The sequence below is a fragment of the Mucilaginibacter metallidurans genome, assembly GCF_003286435.2.
GTDB lineage: Bacteria > Bacteroidota > Bacteroidia > Sphingobacteriales > Sphingobacteriaceae > Mucilaginibacter > Mucilaginibacter gossypii.
In genome coordinates this window covers 87,266-112,838 of record NZ_CP043449.1, presented here as the reverse complement: position 1 = coordinate 112,838, position 25,573 = coordinate 87,266, and the positions used below count along the sequence as shown (strand labels likewise).

Below are 25,573 nucleotides of genomic sequence, written 5' to 3'. Positions count from 1 at the left end.
CCGCTCATACGCCTGCAGGCATTATGCCATGCCGGTATCCGCTTCTATCCCCTAACGCAAAATGCCGTAAAACGAGGACTGTAGTGGATAAGAAAGACTTTGCCGTTTACGGCTTTGCCCGCAAAATTTAAATCATCCGGCCATCATAATAAATCCCATCTGCATATTTATAATTTGAAATTTGCACATCTGCTTGCCCCCAAAATCACTGCATCTAAAATTAGGATACTTGCAATGAAAGATTATCTTTGTCAAAATTTTATAATATTTTTCAGATTGACAGAAATGAAAACCAGTGCTTCAGTTTTAACCAAACTTACTTTAGGATTAGCAATTGCAGGTAGCGTTGCGGCCTGTACTCAAAATAAAACCGCCGATAAACCGGCTGCTGCAACCACAGCAGCTCCTGATAAAGAAACTATTGTTTATGTAAACTCCGACTCTTTATTAAACAAGTACGATTACTTTAAGGATATGTCAAAACGCCTTGAAGAAAAAGGCAAAGCATCACAAACCGATCTGCAAAACCGCGGTCAGGCTTTTCAGCGCCAGGTTGCCGAATACCAGAAAAATCAGGCTACCATGCCGGCCGATCAACGCCAGGCTACCGAGCAACAGTTACAGCGTAAACAACAGGAATTACAAGGCTACTCTCAAAATGCAGGTGCCGAATTCCAAAACGAGCAAGCCTCTGAAAATGCTAAACTGTATGATAAAATTGCCGACTTTGTAAAGGGTTATGCTAAAGAAAAAGGCTACAAACTGGTGTTAACCTATTCAAAAGCTAATCCAACCGTATTGTATGGTGATCCATCGTTAGATGTTACCGTTGACGTTGCCAAACGCCTTAACGAAGCTTACGCTAAAGACAAAAAATAATATCCTGATTTGAAAATTTGATGATGTGTCAATTTGAAAATTATTGATCGCATTCAAATTATCAAATTGACACATTTTCAAATTAAAACCTCAGGGAATGATGATTTGAAAATTTGATGATGTAGTAATTTGAACATTACAAGTCATTTTCAAATACTCAAATTGACACATTTTCAAATTAAAACCTCAACTTCGGTTGAGGTTTTTTAATTTAGGGCAATATGGAAAATACGGCACACGAAAAATTTATGCGCATAGCCATTGAACTGGCCGAAGACAATGTAAAGCGCGGAATGGGCGGGCCTTTTGGGGCCGTAATAGTTAAGGACGGCATGATCATAGCCCGTAGCGCCAACCGTGTTGTACCCACTAATGACCCTACCGCACACGCCGAAGTCTCGGTGATCCGTCTGGCCTGCCAGGAACTGGGAACATATAATTTATCAGGCTGCGAAATTTATACCAGCTGTGAGCCCTGCCCAATGTGCCTGGGCGCTATTTACTGGGCACGTATAGATAAAATTTATTACGCCAATACCAAAGCCGATGCCGCCGCGATAGGTTTCGACGATCATTTTATTTATGATGAACTGGGCTGCACCATGGAAAAACGCAAGCTTCCTTTTGTCCAAATCCTTCGTGATGAAGCGCTAACTGCCTTTAAACTTTGGGAAACAACCGAGCATAAAGATCATTATTAAATCGCCCCTCTAAATCTCCCCTAAAGGGGAGACTTTTAAAATACATTACCCGGCTTTCAGAAGCCCTCTCCCTTTAGGGGAGGGTTGGGTGGGGCTATTCCTCTTCTTTTTCTTCAAAAAAATTATCTTTCAGGTCATCAATCTCGCGCCTGTCGGCCTTAGTGGGACGGCCCGTGCCACGATCACGCTTCAGTATCGGGGCATGGAACATTGATTTAAAGGCCTGGGTTTGTTCAACAGGGGTTATATCCTCGTAAAAATTAACAGCGGTTTTGGCGTCTACCCGGTTTTCCAACAAGCCGGTTACTTTTACAACCTTGCGTTCAATGCCTTTTGCTACCTGGTAAACATCGCCAATTTTCACCTCGTATGACGGCTTGATGTTTTTACCGTCCAGCTTGATGCGGCCGGCCTTACAGGCATCAGAAGCCAGTGTACGGGTTTTAAACACGCGGATGGCCCACAGGTATTTATCTATTCTCAGTTTCTCTTTTTCGGCCATAATATTCAATTGCTTTTATACCGATTATCCGGTCGGCCGGCTAATTTACCAATATCATTTTACGTACAAATAAAAGCATCCCTGTTCGGGAGATGCTTTACAGCTGAAACGCAACTTGCCACGCCGCTATCCCGACGGTGGTATAAGTATAAAGCCTCAAATTTACGGCTTTTAAAACGGCTTTGCCAGAGATTATTGTAGTTATCAAAAACCTTTTATGATCCGGTACTTTTTACAACTTACTTGGCAGGTCTTTTTTAATGAACTTATGATAAAGGTATTCGGCATAACCAACGCTAACATAATCAGGAAATTTCCAGTGTGGATAATAGCGCCTTTGGATGTATTTGAGAAAGCTAAAAAACAAAACCCCAAAAATAAGCAGCAATGCCAGGCCAAGTAAAATAATGGCAATCAGTACAAATGGGGTCATACCTGGGAATAATTTGGTAATAGTAATAAATTAAAAGGTTAAAACAATTATACCAATACTCATCCAAGGTAACAGATTGATATAATAAGCAGTTATACGATAAGTAAAGTACTAATGTTTACTGCTTTATAAATTTATTTACCAGCAACACTAACAAATAACAATAAATAAGCGCTTTTTTAAAATCAAGTTATTACCCAAAAATCCTATTATCCCCCCCCGGAATTATACCTATAAGCGCCCGTTGAAATAAAAAAAGTAAGCCTCCCGACACTCGCTGTCCGGAAGGCTTTTGACACCTAATTAGTTTAAACGTTGGTTTCCGTTTATGTAAAATTAAAGTTTCCTTAATGTGTTTTTATGTCGTATCAGCTAATTGTCCGCATATTGTATAAATGTGTAATATCAAACACATAAAGGCCCAAATACTATACGCAACTTGTTATTATACTCAAAGCTTTCTCAAAGAATCCATAATATTTTGTCAAGGCCTTTCCTGCGCTTAGTTGTAATTAATCTTTCAACTCCCGCCAGTCTTTCATGACATTCAATCTTTTAAAACATATTTCCTTAAAAATCCTTTAATTTGCCAAAAGTTTAATTTCACCAATGCAAGATCTTAAAAAACTGATTGAAGAGGCCTGGGAAGACAGGAACCTGCTGAACTATAATGAATACACCAACGCCATTGAAACCGTTATTGACCGTTTGGACAAAGGCGAGATCCGTGTGGCCGAACCCATTGGCACACGCTGGCATGTAAATGAGTGGATTAAAAAGGCGGTTGTTTTGTATTTCCCGACCAGGCAAATGGAAGAAGTTAAAACCGGCCCTTTTGTTTTTCATGACAAAATGAAACTCAAAACTGATTACAAACAAACCGGCGTTCGCGTGGTACCTCATGGTATTGCCCGTTACGGTGCCCACCTGGCTAAAGGTGTTATCATGATGCCATCGTACGTAAACATTGGCGCTTATGTTGATGAAGGCACCATGGTTGATACCTGGGCTACTGTTGGCTCATGCGCGCAGATTGGCAAACATGTACACTTAAGCGGTGGTGTTGGTATCGGTGGTGTATTGGAGCCTCTGCAAGCCGCCCCGGTTATTATTGAAGATAACTGCTTTATTGGTTCACGTGCCATTGTTGTTGAGGGCGTACATGTTGAACATGAAGCTGTATTAGGTGCAAACGTGGTATTAACCGCATCAACCAAAATCATTGATGTTACCCACAGCACCCCGGTTGAATATAAAGGCCGCGTACCTGCCCGCTCGGTGGTAATTCCGGGTTCATATACCAAAAAGTTTGCTGCCGGCGAATACCAGGTGCCTTGTGCCCTCATCATCGGTACACGTAAGGAATCAACCGACAAAAAAACGTCATTGAATGACGCCCTGCGTGAAAACAACGTAGCGGTGTAATTTTAGATATGAGATATCAGATGTGAGATATGAGATTTTGCTTGGTAAAGATTCCGGCAATACCTTTATTTCACATCTGCTATATTCCTCTGAGAATGCAGCATTTCTCACGTCTCATATCTCAAATCTCATATCTAAAACATGAAGATAGGATACGATGCTAAACGGGCTTTTTACAATAATACCGGCTTAGGTAATTACAGCCGCTGGTTAATTAAAGGCATAGCGTCGCTCAATCTATCCAACCTTTTATATTTATATACGCCAAAGGCCAAAGCCAATCCACGGCTTAATTTTATTGGCGGTTATCCCAATATCCGCACTGTTACCCCAAAAAGCAAATGGTTTACTTCATGGTGGCGTAGTAAAGGAATTATCAAAGATTTAAAACGTGATGGTATTGAATTGTACCATGGTTTAAGTCACGAGTTGCCTTCGGGAATCGAACATACCGGCATTAAGTCGGTTGTTACCATGCATGACCTCATCTTCATGCGTTATCCGAAACATTTTGGTGCGGTTAATTACCGTATTTACCTCGCTAAGGTTAAACATGCCTGCCGCGTCGCGGATCAAATTATCGCCATAAGCCAAAAAACAAAGGATGACCTTGTCGACCTGCTCAGCATCGCCCCCCAAAAAATAGAAGTTGTTTACCAGGGATGTGACCCTTCATTTGCAATTGAACAAACCGCCGCGCAAAAATCGGCAGTAAAAGAAAAATATAACCTGCCCAACCGCTTTATTTTGAGTGTTGGCACTATTGAAGAACGCAAAAACCTGCTGCTAACCGTTAAGGCTTTAAAAAATGTGGATGACACAACGCTGGTAGTAATTGGCAAAGAAACCCGATACACAGAATTGGTTAAAACATATATAACAGCTAATAACTTAAACCACCGGGTAATATTTTTAAAAGACGTTACCTTTGCAGAGTTACCTGCTGTTTATCAGCTGGCATCGGTATTTGTTTACCCGTCACGGTACGAAGGATTTGGTATACCCGTGTTAGAAGCTTTAAACTCCGGCACGCCGGTTATAGCAGCAACAGGCTCATGCCTTGAAGAAGCAGGCGGGCCAGGCAGCCTTTATGTGAACCCTGATGATGATACGGGTCTTGCCGAAAAACTAAACCAGGTGCTTAGTGATGATGGCTTAAGGCAAACCATGATCACTAAAGGCCGCGCTTACGCAGCTAATTTTACCAATAATATACTGAGCCTGCAATTAATGCAGCTTTACCAAAATATTTTGAACCATGCTTAGAGACGAAGTAGCCAAGGCTTTTAAAATTGTACAAGAGGGTGGCATCATCCTTTACCCTACCGATACCATTTGGGGCATAGGCTGCGACGCCACCAATACCGAAGCCATTCAAAAGATCTACCGCCTGAAACAGCGCGATGAGGCCAAAAGCATGATCATTTTGCTGGATACCGAAAACAAGCTGGAAAGCTATATTAGCGAAGTAAACCCGCTGGCTTTTGAACTGATTGAATATGCCGAGAACCCGTTAACACTGGTAATGCCGGGCGCCAAAAACATTTCTCCGGCATTAATTGCCGCCGATGGCAGCGTGGGGATCAGGGTTGTAAAAGACACCCCTTTTTGCCAGCAATTGATCCAGCGTTTACGCAAACCATTGGTGTCAACATCAGCTAACATCAGCGGAAAACCTTCGCCGCAGCATTTTTCGCAAATAGACCAGGAAATTATTGATGGCGTTGATTATGTTGTTGATTTGGAGCAGCATAGCAAGGAGATCAAAACACCATCAACCATCATGAGGCTGGCCCCTGATGGCAGGTTTGAGTTTTTGCGTCGTTAACGAGAGATTATAGGTTGAAGATTAGTGATTAGTTAAAAAGGTATTTTTGAAGATATGTTTTAACAGAAACATTTTTATAAAATCTTTTGTGTAACCCCTCTACATATTCAATATACTGACTATCAATTATTTAAATCAAAATAATTAAAATTGTGTTAACCCTGTTAACCCCCTGTCGTGCAGAAAGCCGGAAGTATGAGGTCCAAAGTCTGAAGTCTGAAAGTTTTGTTTATTAAGTGGAAAGATACTTAAGACTTTCCACTTACTACTTTCGACTTTACCGGGGCATTTTACCAATTAATCTTACCTTTGTACCCTTATTAGCGTTTTTAAAGCATCCAACTATGCAGCAACACCTCAGGCATCCCGTATTTTCTGTTATATCCCATTTAGCGGGCGAACAAAACGTACAGGCCTTTGCTATAGGTGGTTTTGTGCGCGATATTTTCCTGAACCGCCCGTCGAAAGATATTGATATCGTGATTATTGGCAATGGGATAGCCTTTGCCGAAGTTGTTGCCAATACACTTAAAGTTAAACTGGCGGTTTATAAAAACTTCGGTACGGCCTCGCTCAAATACCGCGATCTGGAGATAGAGTTTGTTGGCGCCCGCAAGGAATCGTACCGTCGCGACTCGCGCAAGCCAATTGTGGAGAATGGCACTTTGGAAGATGATCAGAAACGCCGCGATTTTACCATCAACGCGCTGGCCATTTCCCTCCACCCGGATACTTTTGGTGAGTTGCTTGACCCCTTTAACGGTATTGCCGACCTGGAAAACAAGCTGATCCGTACGCCGCTTAATCCTAACGAAACTTTTTCTGATGATCCGCTGCGCATGATGCGGGCCATCAGGTTTGCTACCCAGCTTAATTTCAGGATTGATGATATCGCTGTTGAAGCCATTAAAACCACTGCCGACAGGATCAGTATCATATCGCAGGAACGGATTACCGATGAACTGAACAAGATCATCCTATCGCCGGTACCATCAATAGGCTTTAATTATTTGTTTGATACCGGACTGCTGCATAAGATCTTCCCGCAAATGGTAGCCCTTTACGGAGTTGATTATGTAGATGGCAAAGGCCATAAGGATAACTTTTACCATACCCTTCAGGTACTTGACAACATCTGCGAAACTACTGACGACCTGTGGTTACGCTGGGCTGCTATACTGCATGACATAGCAAAACCCGCCACCAAACGTTTTGAGCCCAGCCACGGCTGGACTTTTCATGGTCATGAAGACCGGGGCGCACGCATGGTGCCCAAGATCTTCACCCAGCTTAAGCTGCCGCTTAATGAAAAAATGAAGCAGGTTCAAAAGTTGGTGCAGCTGCATTTAAGGCCCATCGTACTTTCACAATCCATAGTTACCGATTCGGCAGTGAGGCGTTTGCTTTTTGAGGCAGGAGACGATATTGAAGCACTGATGTTGTTGTGTAAAGCAGACATCACCACCAAAAACGAATATAAGGTTAAAAAATATCGTAACAATTTTGAGCTTGTTCAACAAAAATTAAGAGACGTTGAGGAGCGCGACAGCATCCGTAACTGGCAGCCGCCGGTTACCGGTAACGATATCATGACCATATTTGGGATAAAAGAAGGCCGCGAGGTAGGAATAATCAAAAATCAGATCCGCGAAGCCATATTGGAAGGCGAAATTCCCAACAATCGTGAGGCCGCGTTAACCTTTACAATCAGCAAAGGCATTGAAATTGGCTTAAAAGTTGTGACTACCCCAAATTAAATTAAAACATTATTATTTTTGTCCAAAATCTACAATAAACAATGGCAGTATACAGGTTCAGGGTTACTTTTGAAGACTACGATGACGTTACGAGAGAAATTGATGTAAAATCAAATCAAACTTTCGAAGATCTTCACCGCGCAATTCATCAGTCAACCGGGTACAATCCGGAATTTTCTTCATCATTTTATATCAGTAATGATCAGTGGACCAAAGGTGAAGAAATAACTTACCTGCCTAACCAAAGGCGTATTGACCGTGGTGTATCATTAATGAATAAAGTAAAGCTGTTGAGTTTTATTGATGACCCGCACCAAAAATTTTACTATACATTCAATTTCGATCGTCCATTTGATTTTCATGTGGAACTGATGAAGATCATTTTAGATGAAACACCGGGCACAACTTACCCTGCCGTTGTAAAATCAGTTGGCGAAGCGCCTAAACAATTTGGCAATGCATTTAACGCTACCGTTTTACCGCCTGTTACCGAAGACTTCGACTTTTTGAACGAAATGGCCTTTAACCCGGAGGACGCCGAAGATTTTTCGGAAGTTACAGATACCGATGATCTACCGGAAGAAAAACACAGCGGCGGCGAAGAAGAAGAGGAGGAAGATGAATTCGGCAATGAATTTAGCGATGACGAAGGCTTTGATGATGATGAAAGGCCTGGCCGCGGCAGTAGCGACGATTATTAATCATAAAAAACGAGTATATAAATTATATACTCGTTTTTTATGTCAGGCCGCCTCACTTGTTTTGTTACTTTAACCAGCTCATAATAATTTACCCCCATTTATCAATGAATAACAAAAATTACTATGCCATAATTATGGCCGGAGGAATTGGAAGCCGCTTTTGGCCGATAAGCCGTACATCGCACCCCAAACAGTTTATCGATATACTTGGTACCGGTAAAACCTTAATACAAAATACCTACGAGCGTTTCCTGAAAGTTTGCCCTAAAGAAAATATTTACGTTGTTACTAACGAAAACTACACCAAACTGGTAAAACAACAATTGCCCGATATGGAGGATCAGCAGATCCTTACCGAACCGGTAATGCGAAACACCGCTCCTTGTGTTGCCTATGGTTGTTTTAAAATTGAAAGCCTTAACCCGGATGCCGCTATTGTTGTAGCCCCTTCCGATCAGCAGATCCTGGATGAAGATGCTTTTGTTGCCGCTATCGAAAAATCATTGCAAACCGCCGCTTCAAATGATTATCTGATAACCCTGGGCATTAAACCATCAAGGCCCGATACCGGTTACGGATATATTCAATACACTGATAACGTTATCAACGATGAGTTTCATAAAGTAAAAACCTTTACCGAAAAACCCACTCTTGAAATAGCTAAAACCTTTATTCAAAGCGGCGACTTTTTATGGAATGCCGGCATCTTTGTTTGGTCGGCCAAAACTATTGTTAAGGCCTTTAATCAGTACCTGCCCGAAATGCACGAGATTTTTGCTGATGCGAAGCCGGTGTACAATTCGGATAAAGAGAAACCTCACGTTCACAATGTATACCAGCAATGCGTTAATATCTCGATAGATTACGGCATTATGGAAAAAGCAGATAATGTATATGTATTGCCTTCGGATTTTGGTTGGAGCGATCTGGGTACCTGGGCATCAATATATGACCTTGCCGAAAAGGATTATGTAGGTAATGCCGTTATCCCTGCCGAAAAAGTGATCATGTATGACTCTTCAAACTGTATGGTAAACGTGCCGGGCGAAAAACTGGTAATATTGCAGGGGCTGCATGATTATATCGTGGTAGAATCGAACAACTCCCTGCTCATTTGCCCCCGCGACCAGGAACAGAACATCAAGCAGGTTGTGGCCGATGTAAAGAACAAGTTCGGGACGAAGTATATTTAGTTACCCACATTTTTGATATGAGTAAAGCTTAGGCTTATGAACATGACGCAGGCTAATAAAACCCTCATTGTAGTTGCCGGCCCCACTGCAGTAGGGAAAACAGCTGCAGCCATTAAGTTAGCGCAACAGTTCAATACTGTAGTGGTTTCTGCCGATTCGAGACAATTTTTCAGGGAGATGAGTATTGGTACTGCCAAGCCTGATGAAAGCGAGTTGGCTACGGCCAAACACTACTTTATCAATTCGCACTCCATAACAGAAAGTTTTTCTGTTGGCGATTTTGAAAAGCAGGGGCTTGCGCTTTTAGATGAACTTTTTAAAGTACATGATAAGGTGATCCTGGCGGGAGGGTCAGGTTTGTACATTAAAGCTATTTGTGAAGGCTTTGATGACTTGCCCGTAGCCAATAATTCGGTACGTGAAAAACTAAACCAACAACTGGAAAGGGAAGGAATTACAACATTACAAAAACAACTACAACAGGTCGACCCGGATTATTATACCCAGGTCGACCTTAATAATCCTCAGCGTATCATCAGGGCGTTGGAAGTATTTGAAACCTCAGGTAAACCATTTTCATCTTATCGCAACGCTACTGTAAATAAAAGACCTTTTAATATTATCAAACTGGCGCTTGATATGCCCCGCGGAAAATTGTATGAACGTATAAACCTTCGCGTCGATCTGATGGTTAAACAAGGCCTTATTCAAGAAGTAAAAAGCCTCCTGCCCTACCGGGAGCTTAATGCTTTAAATACAGTGGGGTATTCAGAGCTATTTGATTACTTCGATGGTAAAACCAGCCTCGATGAAGCCCTGCTGCTTATAAAACAAAATACCAGGCGCTTTGCAAAAAGGCAGCTTACCTGGTTCAGAAAAGATAAAGATTTTGTTTGGTTTGATGCCGGTGCTCCCGATGTTATTGACCAGATGCTCAAAGCCATTGAAACTTCCGCATAATTATTTTATTGCGGCAGCAGGCTTTGTAAATATTTGCCGTAACCACTTTTGATATACTTGTTAACTAACAGCCGCAACTGATCGTCATTGATAAACCCACGGCGGTAAGCAACCTCTTCAATACATCCGATTTTTGTTGACTGGCGTTTTTCGATCACGCGCACATATTCGGTAGCGTCGCTCAATGAATCAAACGTACCCGTATCTAACCAGGCTGTTCCCTTATCCATAACGCCAACATGCAGGTTACCCTGTTCAAGATAAAACTTGTTAACATCGGTAATTTCATACTCACCGCGGGGTGAGGGTTCAAGATCTTTAGCAATTTGAATTACCGAATTATCATAAAAATAAAGGCCGGGTACTGCAAATTTCGATTTTGGCTGCAAAGGTTTCTCCTCAATTGACAAGGCCCTGAATTCGGCATCAAACTCAACCACACCGTAACGTTCAGGATCGGCCACATGATACGCAAAAATAGCAGCGCCATCTACATCGTTAAAACTGCGGATCAATTCGTTAAATCCGGTACCATAAAATATATTATCGCCCAATATCAAAGCTACTTTATCATCGCCTATAAATTGCTCGCCAATAACAAAAGCCTGGGCAAGTCCATTAGGCTTTTCCTGTATAGCATATTCAAATTTACAGCCTAACTCTGTGCCATCGCCCAGCAACCGTTTAAAACCGGGATTATCTTCGGCTGTAGTAATGATCAGAATTTCTTTGATATCCGCCTGCATCAAAACCGATAATGGGTAGTATATCATTGGCTTATCATAAATAGGCATCAGTTGTTTACTGATTGCCCTGGTTATAGGATAAAGTCGGGTGCCTGACCCTCCTGCTAAAATAATGCCTTTCATATTTGATTATACTAATTTTTAAATAAACATCCCGAAGTTAGTATATAATAATGCTTCCGTAATATCAGGGCCCATTATTGTACTGTTGAACAATGCTATCAGGTATAAAGTTGGTATTTATTGTTCAATATGCAAACTTATATTTTATCTGATTATTTTGAACATAAACCATGTACCAGGCAACAAGCCTTTTTCAAAGGCAAAATCCACAGGGCTGACGTATAAGAAACGGTAAAAATGAGTAGTGTTACCAACAAAATGTTGGTAAAGAGGGAATAAGTTTAAATGTTCGGGGGGGGGGTAAAGCCTTTTAGAGTTTTTTCTTTGTAAAAAGAATATGACAACCTCACTCCATGATCATTTCAGATGGATACCCGATCCGCGCACGGGCAATAATAAGAAACATAATTTACTGGAAGTAATAATCCTATCGGTATTGGCGGTTGTATGCGGTGCGGAAAGCTGGTACGAAATGGAGGAGTTTGGCAAGGAAAAAGAAGACTTTTTAAAACAGTTGCTACCGCTTGAAAATGGCATACCGAGTCATGATACGATCAATCGCGTTTTTATGATGATCGATGCGGATGTTTTTGAACGCTGTTTCCGCGCCTGGACGGCGGAACTTGGCCAGAGCCTTCAAACAACAGGTACATCTGGCGAAAGGGAACTGATTGCTATCGATGGAAAGAGCGTCTGCAATAGCGCCTGCAAGCATCAGGGATTGGGGCATTACATTTGGTAAGTGCCTGGTCAGGCCGTAATCAGTTGGTACTTGGGCAACAAAAGGTGGCTGACAAGAGTAATGAGATTAGTGCCATCCCGGCATTACTATCTTTATTGAACATTAAGGGGGCAGTAGTCAGCATCGATGCGATGGGCACCCAAAAAGCAATCGCTGAAAAGATTATCGAAAGTCAGGGGATTATATCCTGGCCCTGAAGCAAAACCATGAAACGTTTTATGACCAGGTAACCAACCAGTTTAACTTCAGGGAAGACAGTTACAGCCAGCATCTGGATAAAGGGCACGGGCGGTCTGAGATCAGAACCTGCAAGGTCATACATGAACTTAACTGGATTGACGAAAAGGAAAATTGGAAAGGAATAAAGAGTATTATCAAAATCACCTCCGAACGCATAATTGGGGACAGCCGTACTACACAAAATCGTTATTACATCTCCAGCCTTCAGGCAGACGCTGCCTATTTTAACAAAGCCATCCGCACACATTGGGGAATAGAAAACCAGTTGCACTGGCAACTGGATGTTGGTTTTGCCGAAGATTATAATACCACACGAAATAGTCAGGCTGCACAAAATCTTGCTGTAGTCAGAAAGATAGCTTTAAATATTCTAAAGGCTGACAAAACCAGCAAAGCCAGCATAAAGGCCAAAAGAAAAATGGCTGGGTGGAATCACAAGTTTCTCCTAACACTTATAGCTAACAAAAATTTCTAATGCGTCGGCCCTGGCAAAATCCATTTAATACCCTCAACATTAGCATAAAATTGTTATTATTGCAGTTTGAACGTTAAAAACTACTATTTAGGTGGATTTAGCGGATTTTCATTGTTAACATGCATAAATATTATCTTACTCATCTGCAGGAATTAGAATCAGAGGCCATTTACGTTATCAGGGAAGTGGTTGCACAATTTGATCGTCCTGCCATCCTGTTTTCGGGCGGGAAAGACTCTATTGTTGTAACGCACCTGGCAAAAAAGGCATTCTGGCCCGCTAAAATCCCAATGCCCCTAATCCATATTGATACCGGTCATAACTTTCCTGAAACTATGGAGTTTAGGGATAAGCTGGTTGAAAACCTTGGCGTACAACTTATTGTAGGGTCGGTTCAGGAATCAATTAACAAAGGCCGCGCAGTTGAGGAAAGCGGTATCAACGCCAGCCGAAACGAGTTGCAGATAGTAACCCTGCTTGATACCATCGAAAGCAATAAGATAGATGCCGCTATCGGCGGTGCACGCCGTGATGAAGAAAAGGCCCGTGCTAAAGAACGTTTCTTCAGTCACCGCGATGAGTTTGGCCAGTGGGATCCTAAAAACCAACGCCCCGAGCTCTGGAATATCTTTAACGGCCGCAAGCGCATGGGCGAACACTTCCGTGTGTTCCCGATCAGTAACTGGACCGAAATGGATATCTGGAACTACATTCTGCAGGAAAATATAGCCATACCTTCATTATACTTTGCACACCAGCGTAACGCTGTTTACCGCGATAATACCTGGCTGCCTGCTTCAGAGTTCTTGCAGCTTAGGGAGGGTGAAACTATCGAAAACAAACTCATGCGTTTTCGTACACTGGGCGATATCACAATCACCGGCGGCATCGAATCAGACGCCGATACACTGGAAAAGATAGTTGCCGAAGTATCAGCAACCCGCAGCACCGAACGAGGCAACCGAAGCGACGATAAACGCTCGGATACATCAATGGAAGACAGGAAAAAACAAGGTTATTTTTAAATTTGATTCAATGAGCCTTCAGGCAGTCAAGCCGGGAGCAAAACATACCACCACAATGGAATTATTACGTTTTACTACAGCAGGTAGTGTTGACGATGGGAAAAGCACCCTTATAGGGCGCTTGCTATACGATTCGAAATCCATCTTTGAAGACCAGATGGAGGCTGTAAAACAATCGAGCGAACGAAAAGGGCTTCAGCATGTTGATCTTTCATTATTAACCGACGGTTTGCGTTCGGAGCGCGAGCAGGGCATTACCATTGACGTGGCCTACCGCTATTTTGCCACACCCAAACGTAAATTTATTATAGCCGATACCCCCGGCCATATCCAGTATACCCGCAACATGGTTACCGGCGCTTCAACCGCAAACCTTGCCCTGGTACTCATTGATGCCCGCAAAGGCGTGGTTGAGCAAACCTGCCGCCACTCATTTATTGCATCACTATTAAAAATACCACACATTATTGTTTGTGTGAACAAAATGGACCTGGTTGATTACAGCGAAGAGGCTTTTAACAAAGTAGTTGAACAATATGAAGCTTTTGCAGCAAAAATTGATGTCACTGATATCCGTTTTGTGCCTATCAGCGCTTTAGCCGGTGACAATGTGGTTAACGATTCGGAAAACATGCCATGGTACAAAGGCGAAAGCCTGTTACATACACTGGAGACTATCCATATTGCCAGTGATGAAAACCACTCTGATGCCCGCTTCCCGGTGCAAACAGTGATCCGTCCTCATGCGGATGAATATCATGATTACCGCGGTTATGCCGGCCGGATAGCAGGCGGTATTTTCAGGCCTGGCGATAAGATCACCGTATTGCCATCAGGATTAACATCAGCCATAAAATCTATCGATACTTATTCGGGTCCGGTTGAGGAAGCTTTTGCACCAATGTCGGTTTCCATTACTTTGGAGGATGATATTGATGTAAGTCGCGGCGATATGATTGTAAAAGATGACAGCGAACCGCAGGTGAGCCAGGACCTTGACGCCATGATTTGCTGGATGGCAACCCGCAGCCCGCGCCCAGGCGCTAAATATCATCTCAAAACCACCACCCGCGAGGTAATGTCAATCATTAAGGAAGTTTATTATAAACTTGATATCAATACGCTTGAAAAACAGGAAGAAAATACTGATATTAAGATGAACGAAATGGTGAAGATCCGTTTACGCACTACTCAACCCGTAGTGTTTGACGAGTATCGCAAAAACCGTATTACCGGCTCATTGATCCTGGTTGATGAATCAACTAATGAAACGGTAGCAGCAGGGACATTCCTGTAAGCTATTTGGAAAAAAGCTAAAAAATGCCAGGTTTGTAAGAAAAGCCTGGCATTTTATTTTTTTAAACCATTGTTTATTGTACGGCGGCCAATTTTTTAATACAAGCTTTTAAGCTGTCGCGCCAGTAAGGGATCTCTATATTAAACGTAGCTTTGATCTTAGCCTTATCCAGTACCGAATATGCCGGTCGTTGCGCATTCGTTGGATATTCTGATGTGCGTATTGGGAGTACTTTAACATCAGTACCTGAAATATCAAAGATGCCTTTGGCAAAGTCATACCATGAGGTTACCCCTTCATTGCTGTAATGATAAATACCATATGCTTTTTTGCCCGCTGTTATGATAGTTAAAATTGCTTCTGCCAGGTCAATAGCATATGTGGGTGTGCCCACCTGGTCTGCAATCACCTTAACCTCATCACGGTCGGCCCCAAGCCTTAGCATGGTTTTTACAAAATTGTTGCCATACTCGGAGTATAGCCAGCTTGTACGAATTGTATAGTGTTCATCAAGAATTTCCGCAATTGCCTGTTCGCCCTCCAGTTTGGTAAGGCCATATACACTGATAGGCTCAGCAATGGCTTCTTCTGTGAGTGGCAATGCCACGTCTCCCTTAAAAATAAAATCAGTTGAGATCTGCACAAGGGTAGCACCATATGCTTTACAATGCGTGGCAAGATTTGCGGCCCCTGTTTTATTGATCGCCCGGGCCAGGTCAACTTCGTCTTCCGCTTTATCAACAGCGGTATAAGCAGCGCAATTGATAGCAAACGTTGGTTTATATTTTTCAAAAACAATATCCAGCAAATCTCCCCGCAGAATGTCCGCCTCTTCTTCGGGCAGGAAATGGATATAATCTATTTTCCTTTCGCCTGCAACTTTCTTTAAGCAATTACCTAATTGCCCTGATGCTCCAAATACGATGATATTTTGCATTTTTTAGAAGTGTTATTTTTTGATTAAACCAGGATAAAAATTAGAACCCAAAATCAGGAGCATCCTTTAAAAAGGGCAGTTCAAGGTCTTTGTCCGATACCAGCACATCGCTCCCGCTGAGCTGCCAATCAATATTTAAATCAGGATCGGCATAATGCAGACCACTTTCTGACTCTTTGTTATAGTAGTTATCACATTTATACTGGAATACAGCTTCATCGCTCAATACAGTAAAGCCATGGGCAAATCCACGGGGAATAAAAAATTGCTCGTTATTCTGTTCGGTTAAATGCACTCCATAATATTGCCCATAAGTTGCCGACCCTTTGCGCAGGTCGACAGCTACGTCCAATACTTCGCCTTTGGTTACCCTAACCAACTTAGCTTGCGAAAACCGACCTTTTTGCAAGTGAAGGCCACGTAATACACCTTTCGTTGAATAGGATTGATTATCCTGTACAAAATTGACATTGAAGCCTGTAGCATCAGCAAACCGCTGTTGATTAAACGATTCAAAAAAATAACCGCGGTCATCATTAAAAATACGTGGTTTTATTAATAAACATCCCTCAAGCGGGGTTGGTATTATAGTCATATGTTTCACTTATAAACACAGTAATGTGTGGTCATTATAATTTGGTATAATTGACAAAACACATTAAAATTTATGCAATATTAATTAATAGATCTATAATCAAAGCCGATAATTATTCAAAAAGTCTTTTAAAGACTTAAATAAAACCCTGGTTACATCAATAATAGTTATACTTCTTACGATGGCAAAAAACTTAAGTTTCTCATTATAGCAAAAATTATGCTGCCGCAAATGTTAAAAAAAAGTAGTTAAGTTACGTTAATTTGCACCGTTTTCTTAATCAGGCTACAGTAGACTGCACGAAATACTTAAATAACATTCATAATTAATTCATACAAAAATCGTTTATTACGTCTTAAATAAAGGCATTTACAAAAGAAAAAGGATTAACAAATAATTAATTGATAGCATGCAAATAAATAAATATCGTTCCCACATAATTATCTCATTACTTAGTCTTTTTTTGTTGTTCTTCTGTATCAATCTTTATTTCAAAGAGCGAGAGGTTCAACAACAGCGCACAGTAGCTGACCCTGAATTAAAATCAGCAGACAACGAGGTTAACTCAAAGGATGACAAATTAAGTGCAACCACACCAGAACAAAAACAACCAGAACAAAAACCTATCCGCAATGCCATCGCAAGCCTGGCAAAAAAAGAAGATATTCAGGATAGTTCAGATCCCAGCACCCTGAAAAAACTTTTAATAAAAAAAGGCATTTATTTTGGCGATTTTTTGGGGAACGAAGATGTTGAACTCGCAGCTCCGCGTCCGGCGAACTTCTTAACACAAATTAACCAGTATTTTAATCTGTATACCGTGCCTGCCTGGTTTCATCATGTGGAACTCAAAAACGGCCAGTATGATTTTAGGGGCATTGATGAAGTTGCAGACTTTGCTGTAGCGCATGGCGCCAAAATACAAATGCAAAGCCCTGTGTGGTGGTATGTGCCTGATTGGGTAAAAAAAGGAAACTTTACGCCCGATGAGCTTAAAAATATCCTAAAAAATCATATCCAGGCTGTAATGCGCCATTATAGGGATAAATATCCGGGAGCCGTGCTTTCATGGGCCATTGTTAATGAATCGATGAGTGACAGCCCCGATTTTAATCCAAAATATTCGTTGCCAAACGGCCTTAGAAGTAACTTACCAATATGGAATGTAATTCACAAGCCCGGTTCAAATGACCCTACTGATTATATTCAATTAGCATTTGAATGGGCGCACGAAGCCGATCCTACAGCGAAACTTTATTGGACGGAATTTAACGTTGAATACAAAGGTTTTAAAATGGACAGATGGTTTAATATCGTTAAACAACTAAAAGATAAAGGCGTTCCTATTAATGGCGTGGGGTTCCAAACTCATTTGTATCAGGGATATAACCATCCATTTAGTGAGTTAACTGAAAACATGGACAGATTTGCAGCTCTTGGCCTTACAAGCGAAATAACTGAGTTAGACGCAATTATGTCAACTACATCACCGGTAGACCCACCTTTATTCAGGCCAACAATTATCGGTTCACCAACCCAGGTTGACTTTGATAAGCAAGGAAAATTATTTGCCGGCGTAATTTCAGCCTGCATTAAAGCCCAAAAATGCGATGCTATAATATTATGGGGCGAATGGGACCCAACCAGCTCCACAAATACCCAATACAAAAACAAATTAACAGGAGTTCCCCTTGGCAAGATGCACGCAAATATATTAGATGATAATTTGAAGCCTAAACCGGCGGTTGCCGCTATGGTTAATGCTGCCCGGCAACTCATATCTAAATAACTTATTACCTCAGAAAACGCCTCACGAAATCGTGGGGCGTTTTAGCAAATTTTGGAGACATTATTATAATAGCCCTCCTAATAACAAGTCCCGAAAGCCACCAAAATCTTCAAAAAAAAAGTTTGCCCTGTAAAAAGGCAAACTTTTTTTGAAATAACTGCCGCAAGCGGCATATAGTTAAAGCGCGTTATAAAACGGAATCATTTAACGTTGAGCAAATTCACCCTCTTTGCTCAAAAAATCCTGGTAAGCAAATTTAATTCCATCTTCCAGGCCGGTATGATATTTCCATCCGGCTTCACTCAACTTGGTTACATCCATTAATTTTCTTGGTGTACCATCTGGTTTAGAAACATCAAAAGTAATCTCACCTTCATAACCGATAATTTTTTTAACAAGCAATGCCAAATCTTTTATAGATATATCCTCACCCGTGCCAATGTTAACAAGACCGGGTTCATTATAGTTCTCCATTAAATAATAGCATGCTTCGGCAAGGTCATCGGCAAATAAAAATTCCCGTTTTGGAGAACCCGTCCCCCAGATGGTTACAGACGGCGCTTCCTGCTCTTTGGCTTCATGAAACCTACGTATCAGTGCCGGCAAAACATGCGAATTTTGAGGATGGTAATTATCATTAAACCCGTATAAATTTGTAGGCATAACTGATATGTAATTACAGCCATATTGAGCCCTGTAGGCATCGCACATCTTTATTCCGGCAATTTTTGCAACTGCATAAGGCTCATTGGTTTCTTCCAACAAACCCGTTAATAAGTAATCTTCTTTTAATGGTTGAGGAGCAAGTTTAGGATAAATACAACTTGAACCAAGAAACATCAGCTTTTTTACATCATTCAAGTATGATTGATGGATGATGTTGTTTTGTATTTGCAGATTATCGTATAAAAACTCGGCGCGGTAAACATTATTGGCTACAATACCTCCTACTTTTGCTGCAGCCAAAAAAACGTAATCTGGTTTTTCCTGTTCAAAAAAATCAGCTACCGCTTTTTGGTCTCTTAGATCAAGTGCAGATGAACTACGGGTAACAAAGTTAGTAAAACCCTCCTTTTCGAGCTTTCGCTGAATGGCTGAACCAACCATCCCCCTGTGACCGGCGATGTATATTTTACTTGATTTATCCATATTATTCAAATTGGTTTTTAATGCTGTATCCTGATTCTTTCAATAATTTTTCCCTTCTGAATAAATCCACATCAGCCGCAACCATTTCTTTAACCAATCCCTGCAGGTCATATTTAGGAGCCCAACCTAATTTTGTTTTAGATTTTGTTGGATCGCCGATAAGTAAATCAACTTCTGTCGGGCGGAAATACGCTTTGTCGACCGCTACTACTTCCTTACCAATTTCGATCTGAAAATCAGGGTTATTACAGCTAACAACATATCCAACTTCGTTAACACCTTCACCTTTAAATTCAATCTCGATACCAACTTCAGCAAATGCCAGCCTTACAAATTCGCGAACCCTGGTAGTTACCCCAGTAGCGATGACATAGTCTTCAGCAACTTCCTGCTGTAATATAAGGTACATGGCCTCCACATAATCCTTAGCATGTCCCCAGTCCCTTTGAGCATCCAGATTGCCCAGAAATAATTTATCCTGTAACCCCATAGCAATTTTTGCAGTTGCGCGGGTAATTTTACGGGTCACAAAAGTTTCACCACGCAATGGGCTTTCATGATTAAATAAAATACCGTTGCAGGCGTAAATTCCGTAAGCTTCCCTATAGTTTACAGTTATCCAATACGCATACATTTTTGCAACTGCATACGGAGAACGAGGGTAAAATGGAGTGGTTTCTGATTGAGGAACTGCTTGTACCAGTCCATAAAGTTCCGATGTTGAAGCCTGGTATATCTTAGTTTTCTTTTCAAGCCCTAAAATCCGGATTGCTTCAAGCAATCTTAAAGTACCAATACCATCAGCATTAGCTGTATACTCGGGAGTATCAAAGCTAACCTTAACATGCGACATAGCCCCAAGATTATAGATCTCATCGGGCTGTACTTGCTGAATAATGCGGATAAGGTTAGTACTGTCGCTAAGATCACCATAATGTAGGATCATATTTTTATTATCATCGTGCGGATCCTGATATAAATGATCAATCCTATCTGTATTAAATAACGAGCTGCGGCGTTTTATACCGTGTACCACGTATCCTTTTGACAATAGTAGTTCGGTTAGATAGGCACCGTCCTGGCCTGTTATCCCTGTGATTAAAGCAATTTTCTTCATTATATTTTCTTTTATTAAATACTACAAACGGAATCTCTATTTCCATAATTTCTGTTAGGCAACTATTAATTAAAATTAAACAGTTAAGCAAAAGGAAACCGGCTACGAAGGAATAACCCTCCTTTTAAATTTGATCATAAATATTTCGTACAAAAAAATCGGCCCATAATATAAGTAACGTCTCCATAAGCGCCTTGGCTCCTTCAATAATCTCAGCAGCCATTCCATTCCCAGGTTAATTGCAAGCTTACCTGGTCGTTTTACCGTTCCTGCATAAAAATCAAATACTGCCCCTATCGAGCAAATTACATTTGCATCAATTTGATCTTTTAAAGCATAGGCCCATTTTTCCTGTTTTGGGGCTGTCATACCAACAAATAGTACATCCGGCTTAAAATCATTTATGGCTTTAAGCATTTCCTTATTATCGCTGTCGCTAAATTGCGGTTTATACGGGGGCGAATATGACCCAACTTTAATATTAGGATACTCATCATTTACCCGCTTTATGATTTTTCCTAAAGTTTCATCTGTTGCACCGAGATAGAAACATGAACCATTATTCAAATTTGCCTCATTTAACAAATAGCTATGTATATCGGCTCCTGCAATTTTCTTTATTCGTTTCCCGGTCAGCAATCTTGTAGCCCAAACAATAGCAACACCGTCAGGCAGCAGTATTTCAGATTTTTTAAGAGATTCTTTAAAATCAACATCTTCTTTAGCAATACAATATGAATATTGATTAATGGTTGAAATTAAGGCTTTCTCTTTTATAGAAACCTTATTCAATGAGTCAGCATAAACAGTATAGCCAAGACAACTTATAGTGTTGAATATATTTTTCATATGGTATTTATTTTCATGCAGCTATTTTTTATTACTAAAGGCCGCCTTATTTGATTAAACTTTTAACAAATTTAATTTAAAACACTGAAAATATTGAAATTAAAGCATTGTAATTTACGATAAATTATCTTTTTTGCAATTGCCAATGTAATAAATCTGTTAACTACTTATGCCCCGTAAGGTGTTATCCTTTATTTCTTGAGGGAAACAATGAGTAAAAATCAATTTTTTCAAATATTTGCAAATTCCCGCCAATTGTGGCATCCTTAATTATCCGTCCATCTTGCTCAAACGCCTTCCGAGACAATTTATAGGCAAATTCTTCGCTTTGCAAATCCGGCGCAAACCATGTCATTCCAGGTTTATAATACCCTTTTATAAAATGATTGTCTTCTTTTCCTGTACTTTTAATAGTTGCCCCTGATTTTGCATTGGTATTATATGAGTGATCTTTTCCTATAATATATAGCTCGTTAAACCCCATATAAAACGCCAGCTGCATTGCCATATAAGTAACTGACTGGCCGGTACCATATCCTTGCCTGGCGATGTTTGTAGAAAATTCAGGTGTTAATTTATCTTTTATAAAGTGTTGATTTTTTCTTTTTGAAAACTTGTGTCTATAATCCCAATTGAAAAAACATGGCAACTGTAAATTATCATAGTCATCAATAAATTGAGATAACTGGGCTTCTATATCGATACACGCTAAATATGTAGGCGAAAAACCAGTTTCTTTTTCCATTAAATAAATCCGGTTTAAGCCTATAGTATATTCATTTTTCAATAGTGAAAAATCGATATGCTTCAAACTTGGGCCATTGGCAATTAAAAAACACCGTTTACCGGCATGTATATTTTTAAATTGCTCAATACCGCTCCTGTTTGCTTTTGTGAATGGAAAAGGGGCAGCCCAAATAACTTTTTGAGGTATATCAGCAATCCTTCTCCAAATCGCTTTACTTATCCGTGATAGGGTAACATCGCTCCTTTTCAGGGTTAATAAACGTTTAATATTTCCTAATGCCATAATGTTTGATCAAGCTGTAATTATTTTTTCAGTGCTTAAGACTCGCGCTTTTTTGCCAAAACTGTTACAGCACCACCATTTCCATCTTCCACAAATAAAGGGGCTACAATTACCCATTCAAATGCATGATATGCTTCATTTAACGCCATATCCTCTATTACAAGAATACTTTTCTTATCACCGCCCGGGCAAAGAAACTGCCTGTGGCTTTCCCTTCCCTGTGGCCGGAACTTCCATGAAGTAAGGGATATAAAATCAAAGCCTACGCATCTTAGTTCAGGGTATTCGGTTCTGAAGTAATCTGCCAGTTCCGGCGCCAACCCAGGGTTATCGTTCCAGTACTTATCGTCATTCCTGTAATTTTCAAATCCAGTACGTATCAGCAAAAGCTCAACATCTTTATTAATTGGTGGTAAATTTTCAAAATCACTGATGTTTATCAATTTTGCCTCGCTGCAAAGGATCTCTACCGTAACAACGTTTTTATAAAAATATTCTTCCAGGGGTATTTCAAAAGTCTTTTTTCCGTCCTGGCAAAAATGAAAAGGCGAATCGATATGGGTACCTATATGGTTATTTGAAAATATCCAACAAACCGTATTTGCTGTTTCACCTTTTAAAATTGACGAATTATCCCTTATAAATATACGATCCTTATTTCCGTACGACGGCGTATTTTGTGAGATAATATGTGAAAGGCGGATATTCATAAGGATAGATTTATTTTAAACATGAAATTTGGGCAGCAACAATGTTGGTTAATATATAGCACCTGTTAACAGATTACCAACACACTAAATAGCTACCTTAATAGTAATTTTTTTAATAAACTCTGGCTGATTAACGTAATGCTGAGGGCCGTGTCCGTCTTCGGGAAACATTATAGCAAATATTCCGTTCCCTATATCAACATGCGTACCCTGGCTTGATGGATCTTTATAAAAGGTACGGTCATGCTCTTCGCTATACGGAATATTTACATTCATACCTTCAATTGGCGACCATTTAACCCTTTCAAGGCCCCTTATAGGATATTGAATGTCAATAACGTGTTTATGAGCTTCATATCCCCTTTCAAAGTTTTCAACGGTATTATATTCGCTAACAATCGCTTTTACGTTATTGTTAATTTTATAAACACCAACTTCAATATCAGGAGTGGCATTTTGTAAATATTGAAGACCAGCATATATATCCTCAGAAATGCCTTTATATGTATCAATATTCTTTAATTTATCAACTATCATTGTATAATTAGTTTAATTCGTTTGTAAAATACTCGTTTAGCCATCCAACAAATTGTTCATCCATCGGCCTTAAATCTTTGAATATTTTGCCGTAACCTTTATTAAGGATCAAGCCCAATGTTTTACCTACGTTCTTTTTGTCTTTGCTTAATGCCACCGTAAATTTATCAAGCGAGATATCAGTAATAGAAGTTCCCTCCCATACTTGTTTTAATAACTCCCTTATGTTTTGACGCACCGAATTATCAATGTATCCAAGCTTTACTGATACAAAATTGGCCATATCCATACCGTAACTTACAGCAATTCCGTGAGGTATCCGATAATTAGTTAATGATTCGATAGCATGCCCGAATGAATGCCCGTAATTAAATACAAGGCGTTCGTTTTTGTCAAATTCATCCCGCTCAATGTAGCCTTTCTTTATTTCCAGGCTTCTGTTAATGATACCGGCTAAAACTTTTTTATCTGTTAGGGCCTGCGCATATTCATTTTTAAACCTTGTAAAATCCTCTTCGCCCGATACAATGAAATAGTGGCACATTTCGCCCATTCCTGATTTCAAATCCCACAATGAAAGGGTATCTAAAAATTCAAGGTTAATAAATATTTGGTTAGGCGGATAAAAACCTCCCAGCTGATTTTTATATTGATTAAAATTGATAGAGGTTTTACTTCCTATGCAGCTATCGCCCTGGGCAAGTAATGATGTTGGGAAAAAATACCAATCAACCCCACGGTACATAATTGACGCTATAAACGCTGTAGCATCCTGCGTTATACCGCCGCCAATGGCAATCAACCTATGATTTTTTCTGAACCCATTATCTATCAGGCTTTCAATTATAGGCATTACCCCCTGGTAACTCTTAACCTTTTCGGAGGCATCAATGCCAATGTGCCAATACAAATCAAGTACAGGCTGAAGCAGATCTTTATATAGTTCCTTTATTTTGTTATCAATGATAATTACGTCGCCTTCTTTGAGTTCCTTAAGTAAAACTCCTTGCGTATCATCTATAAACTGAACACCGTAATCGTGAACAATTGATTTTATTTTAAAATTATACATTGGTATATCCTCCGTCAACAATTATATTTTGACCTGTTAAATAACTATTTAAATTGCTACTTAAAAAAAGTACAACGTTAGCAATTTCCACAGGTTGAGCCATCCTGTTCATCGGGATAACTTCAGTTAGTTTTTTCAAATCTTCGGCCGAGTTTGTGGTAGCTGTCAGTTCTGTAAGCGTAAAACCGGGCCCAACTGCATTTACCAGGATATCATACTTACCCAATTCAATTGCCAACGTTTTGGTAAGCCCAACAATGGCATTTTTGTTGGTGGTGTAAACAGAACGCCCCGGCCTGGTAATAGCACTCCAGATAGAGGTGATATTAACAATGCGGCCATAGCCGTTTTTTTTCATCAGTTTGCTAACTTCACGGCAAAGCACGTACGGTCCCTTTACGTTAACATTATGCAGCAAATCAAAATCGGCATCGGTAGTATCCACGTTGAGCGCAACCTTGTTAATCCCCGCATTATTGATAAGCACATCTATCTTATCTAATTCATTCAGTTTCAACAAAAACTTTTCAACCGATTCCGGACGAGTGAAATCAAGCTGTAAATAACTGATCCTCTTAACGGTATTTTCATTATTTAACCGCTCTATTTCGGAAGCATTGGTTCCGGTTAAAATTACCGAACAACCGGCTTCAAGAAAGCGTTCGGCTATTGCGTTGCCAATGCCCCTTGTACCGCCGGTTATAAGTGCCACTTTACCAGTCAGATCAATCTTTATGTTAGATATGCTATCCATAAAGAAT

26 protein-coding genes and 1 pseudogene are annotated in these 25,573 nt (G+C 40.4%); 14 read left to right on the top strand and 13 right to left on the bottom strand.

Annotated features, from left to right (window positions below; translation table 11 throughout):
- Window positions 1-285 precede the first annotated feature (285 nt).
- Both DIU38_RS00560 and DIU38_RS00555 read left to right on the top strand, forming a co-directional pair.
- The gene (locus DIU38_RS00560) at window positions 286-879 is read left to right on the top strand and encodes an OmpH family outer membrane protein (RefSeq protein WP_112657837.1); all 594 of its coding nucleotides are present in this window, start codon (window positions 286-288) and stop codon (window positions 877-879) included.
- A 221-nt stretch (window positions 880-1,100) separates the two neighbouring features.
- Window positions 1,101-1,580: a nucleoside deaminase gene (locus DIU38_RS00555; RefSeq protein ID WP_090528535.1), complete on the top strand. Its 480-nt coding sequence runs from the start codon at window positions 1,101-1,103 to the stop codon at window positions 1,578-1,580.
- Window positions 1,581-1,674: 94 nt separating this feature from the next.
- Here DIU38_RS00555 and DIU38_RS00550 read toward each other — a convergent pair whose 3' ends face one another.
- Both DIU38_RS00550 and DIU38_RS00545 read right to left on the bottom strand, forming a co-directional pair.
- Window positions 1,675-2,082 carry an RNA-binding S4 domain-containing protein gene (locus DIU38_RS00550; RefSeq protein WP_112657759.1) on the bottom strand — a complete coding sequence of 136 codons (408 nt, stop codon included), beginning with the start codon at window positions 2,080-2,082 and terminating at the stop codon, window positions 1,675-1,677.
- Window positions 2,083-2,314: 232 nt separating this feature from the next.
- Complete coding sequence (locus tag DIU38_RS00545; RefSeq protein WP_149354003.1) at window positions 2,315-2,515, bottom strand: hypothetical protein; 201 nt, start codon at window positions 2,513-2,515, stop codon at window positions 2,315-2,317.
- A 609-nt stretch (window positions 2,516-3,124) separates the two neighbouring features.
- Here DIU38_RS00545 and DIU38_RS00540 point away from each other — a divergent pair.
- The 7 genes from DIU38_RS00540 (at window position 3,125) to miaA (ending at window position 10,379) form a co-directional block, all read left to right on the top strand.
- Window positions 3,125-3,940: a 2,3,4,5-tetrahydropyridine-2,6-dicarboxylate N-succinyltransferase gene (locus DIU38_RS00540; protein ID WP_112657755.1), complete on the top strand. Its 816-nt coding sequence runs from the start codon at window positions 3,125-3,127 to the stop codon at window positions 3,938-3,940.
- A 141-nt stretch (window positions 3,941-4,081) separates the two neighbouring features.
- Complete coding sequence (locus tag DIU38_RS00535; RefSeq protein ID WP_112657753.1) at window positions 4,082-5,206, top strand: glycosyltransferase family 4 protein; 1,125 nt, start codon at window positions 4,082-4,084, stop codon at window positions 5,204-5,206.
- A complete protein-coding gene (locus DIU38_RS00530) occupies window positions 5,199-5,768 on the top strand; it encodes an L-threonylcarbamoyladenylate synthase (RefSeq protein WP_112657751.1) in 570 nt (189 codons plus the stop codon). The genes DIU38_RS00535 and DIU38_RS00530 overlap by 8 nt, the downstream gene beginning before the upstream one ends.
- 344 nt (window positions 5,769-6,112) lie before the next feature.
- Window positions 6,113-7,525 (top strand): CCA tRNA nucleotidyltransferase, encoded by a 1,413-nt coding sequence (locus DIU38_RS00525; RefSeq protein ID WP_112657749.1) that lies wholly within the window; start codon window positions 6,113-6,115, stop codon window positions 7,523-7,525.
- 41 nt (window positions 7,526-7,566) lie between these two features.
- Window positions 7,567-8,226: an IS1096 element passenger TnpR family protein gene (locus tag DIU38_RS00520; RefSeq protein WP_112657747.1), complete on the top strand. Its 660-nt coding sequence runs from the start codon at window positions 7,567-7,569 to the stop codon at window positions 8,224-8,226.
- A 104-nt stretch (window positions 8,227-8,330) separates the two neighbouring features.
- On the top strand, window positions 8,331-9,419 hold the full coding sequence (locus DIU38_RS00515) for a mannose-1-phosphate guanylyltransferase (protein WP_149354002.1): 1,089 nt from the start codon (window positions 8,331-8,333) through the stop codon (window positions 9,417-9,419).
- A gap of 42 nt (window positions 9,420-9,461) precedes the next feature.
- The gene (miaA, locus tag DIU38_RS00510) at window positions 9,462-10,379 is read left to right on the top strand and encodes a tRNA (adenosine(37)-N6)-dimethylallyltransferase MiaA (protein ID WP_112659172.1); all 918 of its coding nucleotides are present in this window, start codon (window positions 9,462-9,464) and stop codon (window positions 10,377-10,379) included.
- 5 nt (window positions 10,380-10,384) lie between these two features.
- Here miaA and rfbA read toward each other — a convergent pair whose 3' ends face one another.
- The gene (gene rfbA, locus DIU38_RS00505) at window positions 10,385-11,248 is read right to left on the bottom strand and encodes a glucose-1-phosphate thymidylyltransferase RfbA (RefSeq protein WP_090528569.1); all 864 of its coding nucleotides are present in this window, start codon (window positions 11,246-11,248) and stop codon (window positions 10,385-10,387) included.
- A gap of 337 nt (window positions 11,249-11,585) precedes the next feature.
- Between rfbA and DIU38_RS00500 the strand changes: the two genes are divergently transcribed.
- The 4 genes and pseudogenes from DIU38_RS00500 to cysN all read left to right on the top strand — a co-directional run bounded on the left by DIU38_RS00500 (window position 11,586) and on the right by cysN (window position 15,027).
- Window positions 11,586-11,990 carry an ISAs1 family transposase gene (locus DIU38_RS00500; RefSeq protein ID WP_149354001.1) on the top strand — a complete coding sequence of 135 codons (405 nt, stop codon included), beginning with the start codon at window positions 11,586-11,588 and terminating at the stop codon, window positions 11,988-11,990.
- Window positions 11,984-12,705, top strand: a pseudogene (locus DIU38_RS00490) (ISAs1 family transposase). The gene DIU38_RS00500 and the pseudogene DIU38_RS00490 overlap by 7 nt, the downstream one beginning before the upstream one ends.
- Window positions 12,706-12,824: 119 nt before the next feature.
- Window positions 12,825-13,730 carry a sulfate adenylyltransferase subunit CysD gene (gene cysD, locus DIU38_RS00485; protein ID WP_090528572.1) on the top strand — a complete coding sequence of 302 codons (906 nt, stop codon included), beginning with the start codon at window positions 12,825-12,827 and terminating at the stop codon, window positions 13,728-13,730.
- A gap of 10 nt (window positions 13,731-13,740) precedes the next feature.
- Complete coding sequence (gene cysN / locus DIU38_RS00480) at window positions 13,741-15,027, top strand: sulfate adenylyltransferase subunit CysN (RefSeq protein WP_112652831.1); 1,287 nt, start codon at window positions 13,741-13,743, stop codon at window positions 15,025-15,027.
- Window positions 15,028-15,100: 73 nt separating this feature from the next.
- On the opposite strand, the gene rfbD is transcribed toward cysN, so the two are convergent.
- Window positions 15,101-15,964 carry a dTDP-4-dehydrorhamnose reductase gene (gene rfbD / locus DIU38_RS00475; protein ID WP_112652830.1) on the bottom strand — a complete coding sequence of 288 codons (864 nt, stop codon included), beginning with the start codon at window positions 15,962-15,964 and terminating at the stop codon, window positions 15,101-15,103.
- 40 nt (window positions 15,965-16,004) lie between these two features.
- Window positions 16,005-16,559 (bottom strand): dTDP-4-dehydrorhamnose 3,5-epimerase, encoded by a 555-nt coding sequence (gene rfbC, locus DIU38_RS00470; RefSeq protein ID WP_112652829.1) that lies wholly within the window; start codon window positions 16,557-16,559, stop codon window positions 16,005-16,007.
- Between the two features lie 409 nt (window positions 16,560-16,968).
- Between rfbC and DIU38_RS00465 the strand changes: the two genes are divergently transcribed.
- Window positions 16,969-18,348: an endo-1,4-beta-xylanase gene (locus tag DIU38_RS00465; protein WP_112652828.1), complete on the top strand. Its 1,380-nt coding sequence runs from the start codon at window positions 16,969-16,971 to the stop codon at window positions 18,346-18,348.
- Between the two features lie 204 nt (window positions 18,349-18,552).
- Here the strand turns inward: DIU38_RS00465 and fcl are convergent, their stop codons facing one another.
- From fcl to DIU38_RS00425, 8 genes are all read right to left on the bottom strand, one after another.
- Window positions 18,553-19,497: a GDP-L-fucose synthase gene (gene fcl / locus DIU38_RS00460; RefSeq protein ID WP_112652827.1), complete on the bottom strand. Its 945-nt coding sequence runs from the start codon at window positions 19,495-19,497 to the stop codon at window positions 18,553-18,555.
- A gap of 1 nt (window position 19,498) precedes the next feature.
- Window positions 19,499-20,614 carry a GDP-mannose 4,6-dehydratase gene (gmd, locus tag DIU38_RS00455; RefSeq protein WP_090528591.1) on the bottom strand — a complete coding sequence of 372 codons (1,116 nt, stop codon included), beginning with the start codon at window positions 20,612-20,614 and terminating at the stop codon, window positions 19,499-19,501.
- 102 nt (window positions 20,615-20,716) lie between these two features.
- Window positions 20,717-21,463, bottom strand: a complete 747-nt coding sequence (locus tag DIU38_RS00450; RefSeq protein WP_090528594.1) for a WecB/TagA/CpsF family glycosyltransferase — start codon at window positions 21,461-21,463, stop codon at window positions 20,717-20,719.
- 184 nt (window positions 21,464-21,647) lie between these two features.
- A complete protein-coding gene (locus DIU38_RS00445; RefSeq protein ID WP_112652826.1) occupies window positions 21,648-22,493 on the bottom strand; it encodes a 6-hydroxymethylpterin diphosphokinase MptE-like protein in 846 nt (281 codons plus the stop codon).
- Between the two features lie 35 nt (window positions 22,494-22,528).
- Window positions 22,529-23,203, bottom strand: coding sequence for a cyclase family protein (locus tag DIU38_RS00440; RefSeq protein ID WP_112652825.1), 675 nt, complete (start codon window positions 23,201-23,203; stop codon window positions 22,529-22,531).
- Between the two features lie 84 nt (window positions 23,204-23,287).
- The gene (locus DIU38_RS00435; protein WP_112652824.1) at window positions 23,288-23,740 is read right to left on the bottom strand and encodes a YhcH/YjgK/YiaL family protein; all 453 of its coding nucleotides are present in this window, start codon (window positions 23,738-23,740) and stop codon (window positions 23,288-23,290) included.
- 7 nt (window positions 23,741-23,747) lie between these two features.
- Entirely contained in the window at window positions 23,748-24,812 is a 1,065-nt protein-coding gene (locus tag DIU38_RS00430) for an AroB-related putative sugar phosphate phospholyase (cyclizing) (RefSeq protein WP_112652823.1), read from the bottom strand.
- Window positions 24,805-25,566, bottom strand: coding sequence for an SDR family NAD(P)-dependent oxidoreductase (locus tag DIU38_RS00425; protein WP_112652822.1), 762 nt, complete (start codon window positions 25,564-25,566; stop codon window positions 24,805-24,807). The genes DIU38_RS00430 and DIU38_RS00425 overlap by 8 nt, the downstream gene beginning before the upstream one ends.
- Between the last annotated feature and the right edge of the window lie 7 nt (window positions 25,567-25,573).

Excerpts from the sequence above, each read along its gene's own strand:
- DIU38_RS00560 (WP_112657837.1), top strand. The coding sequence starts at position 286 with ATGAAAACCAGTGCTTCAGTTTTAACCAAACTTACTTTAGGATTAGCA.
- DIU38_RS00555 (WP_090528535.1), top strand. The coding sequence starts at position 1,101 with ATGGAAAATACGGCACACGAAAAATTTATGCGCATAGCCATTGAACTG.
- DIU38_RS00550 (WP_112657759.1), bottom strand. The coding sequence starts at position 2,082 with ATGGCCGAAAAAGAGAAACTGAGAATAGATAAATACCTGTGGGCCATC.
- DIU38_RS00545 (WP_149354003.1), bottom strand. The coding sequence starts at position 2,515 with ATGACCCCATTTGTACTGATTGCCATTATTTTACTTGGCCTGGCATTG.
- DIU38_RS00540 (WP_112657755.1), top strand. The coding sequence starts at position 3,125 with ATGCAAGATCTTAAAAAACTGATTGAAGAGGCCTGGGAAGACAGGAAC.
- DIU38_RS00535 (WP_112657753.1), top strand. The coding sequence starts at position 4,082 with ATGAAGATAGGATACGATGCTAAACGGGCTTTTTACAATAATACCGGC.
- DIU38_RS00530 (WP_112657751.1), top strand. The coding sequence starts at position 5,199 with ATGCTTAGAGACGAAGTAGCCAAGGCTTTTAAAATTGTACAAGAGGGT.
- DIU38_RS00525 (WP_112657749.1), top strand. The coding sequence starts at position 6,113 with ATGCAGCAACACCTCAGGCATCCCGTATTTTCTGTTATATCCCATTTA.
- DIU38_RS00520 (WP_112657747.1), top strand. The coding sequence starts at position 7,567 with ATGGCAGTATACAGGTTCAGGGTTACTTTTGAAGACTACGATGACGTT.
- DIU38_RS00515 (WP_149354002.1), top strand. The coding sequence starts at position 8,331 with ATGAATAACAAAAATTACTATGCCATAATTATGGCCGGAGGAATTGGA.
- miaA (WP_112659172.1), top strand. The coding sequence starts at position 9,462 with ATGACGCAGGCTAATAAAACCCTCATTGTAGTTGCCGGCCCCACTGCA.
- rfbA (WP_090528569.1), bottom strand. The coding sequence starts at position 11,248 with ATGAAAGGCATTATTTTAGCAGGAGGGTCAGGCACCCGACTTTATCCT.
- DIU38_RS00500 (WP_149354001.1), top strand. The coding sequence starts at position 11,586 with ATGACAACCTCACTCCATGATCATTTCAGATGGATACCCGATCCGCGC.
- cysD (WP_090528572.1), top strand. The coding sequence starts at position 12,825 with ATGCATAAATATTATCTTACTCATCTGCAGGAATTAGAATCAGAGGCC.
- cysN (WP_112652831.1), top strand. The coding sequence starts at position 13,741 with ATGAGCCTTCAGGCAGTCAAGCCGGGAGCAAAACATACCACCACAATG.
- rfbD (WP_112652830.1), bottom strand. The coding sequence starts at position 15,964 with ATGCAAAATATCATCGTATTTGGAGCATCAGGGCAATTAGGTAATTGC.
- rfbC (WP_112652829.1), bottom strand. The coding sequence starts at position 16,559 with ATGACTATAATACCAACCCCGCTTGAGGGATGTTTATTAATAAAACCA.
- DIU38_RS00465 (WP_112652828.1), top strand. The coding sequence starts at position 16,969 with ATGCAAATAAATAAATATCGTTCCCACATAATTATCTCATTACTTAGT.
- fcl (WP_112652827.1), bottom strand. The coding sequence starts at position 19,497 with ATGGATAAATCAAGTAAAATATACATCGCCGGTCACAGGGGGATGGTT.
- gmd (WP_090528591.1), bottom strand. The coding sequence starts at position 20,614 with ATGAAGAAAATTGCTTTAATCACAGGGATAACAGGCCAGGACGGTGCC.
- DIU38_RS00450 (WP_090528594.1), bottom strand. The coding sequence starts at position 21,463 with ATGAAAAATATATTCAACACTATAAGTTGTCTTGGCTATACTGTTTAT.
- DIU38_RS00445 (WP_112652826.1), bottom strand. The coding sequence starts at position 22,493 with ATGGCATTAGGAAATATTAAACGTTTATTAACCCTGAAAAGGAGCGAT.
- DIU38_RS00440 (WP_112652825.1), bottom strand. The coding sequence starts at position 23,203 with ATGAATATCCGCCTTTCACATATTATCTCACAAAATACGCCGTCGTAC.
- DIU38_RS00435 (WP_112652824.1), bottom strand. The coding sequence starts at position 23,740 with ATGATAGTTGATAAATTAAAGAATATTGATACATATAAAGGCATTTCT.
- DIU38_RS00430 (WP_112652823.1), bottom strand. The coding sequence starts at position 24,812 with ATGTATAATTTTAAAATAAAATCAATTGTTCACGATTACGGTGTTCAG.
- DIU38_RS00425 (WP_112652822.1), bottom strand. The coding sequence starts at position 25,566 with ATGGATAGCATATCTAACATAAAGATTGATCTGACTGGTAAAGTGGCA.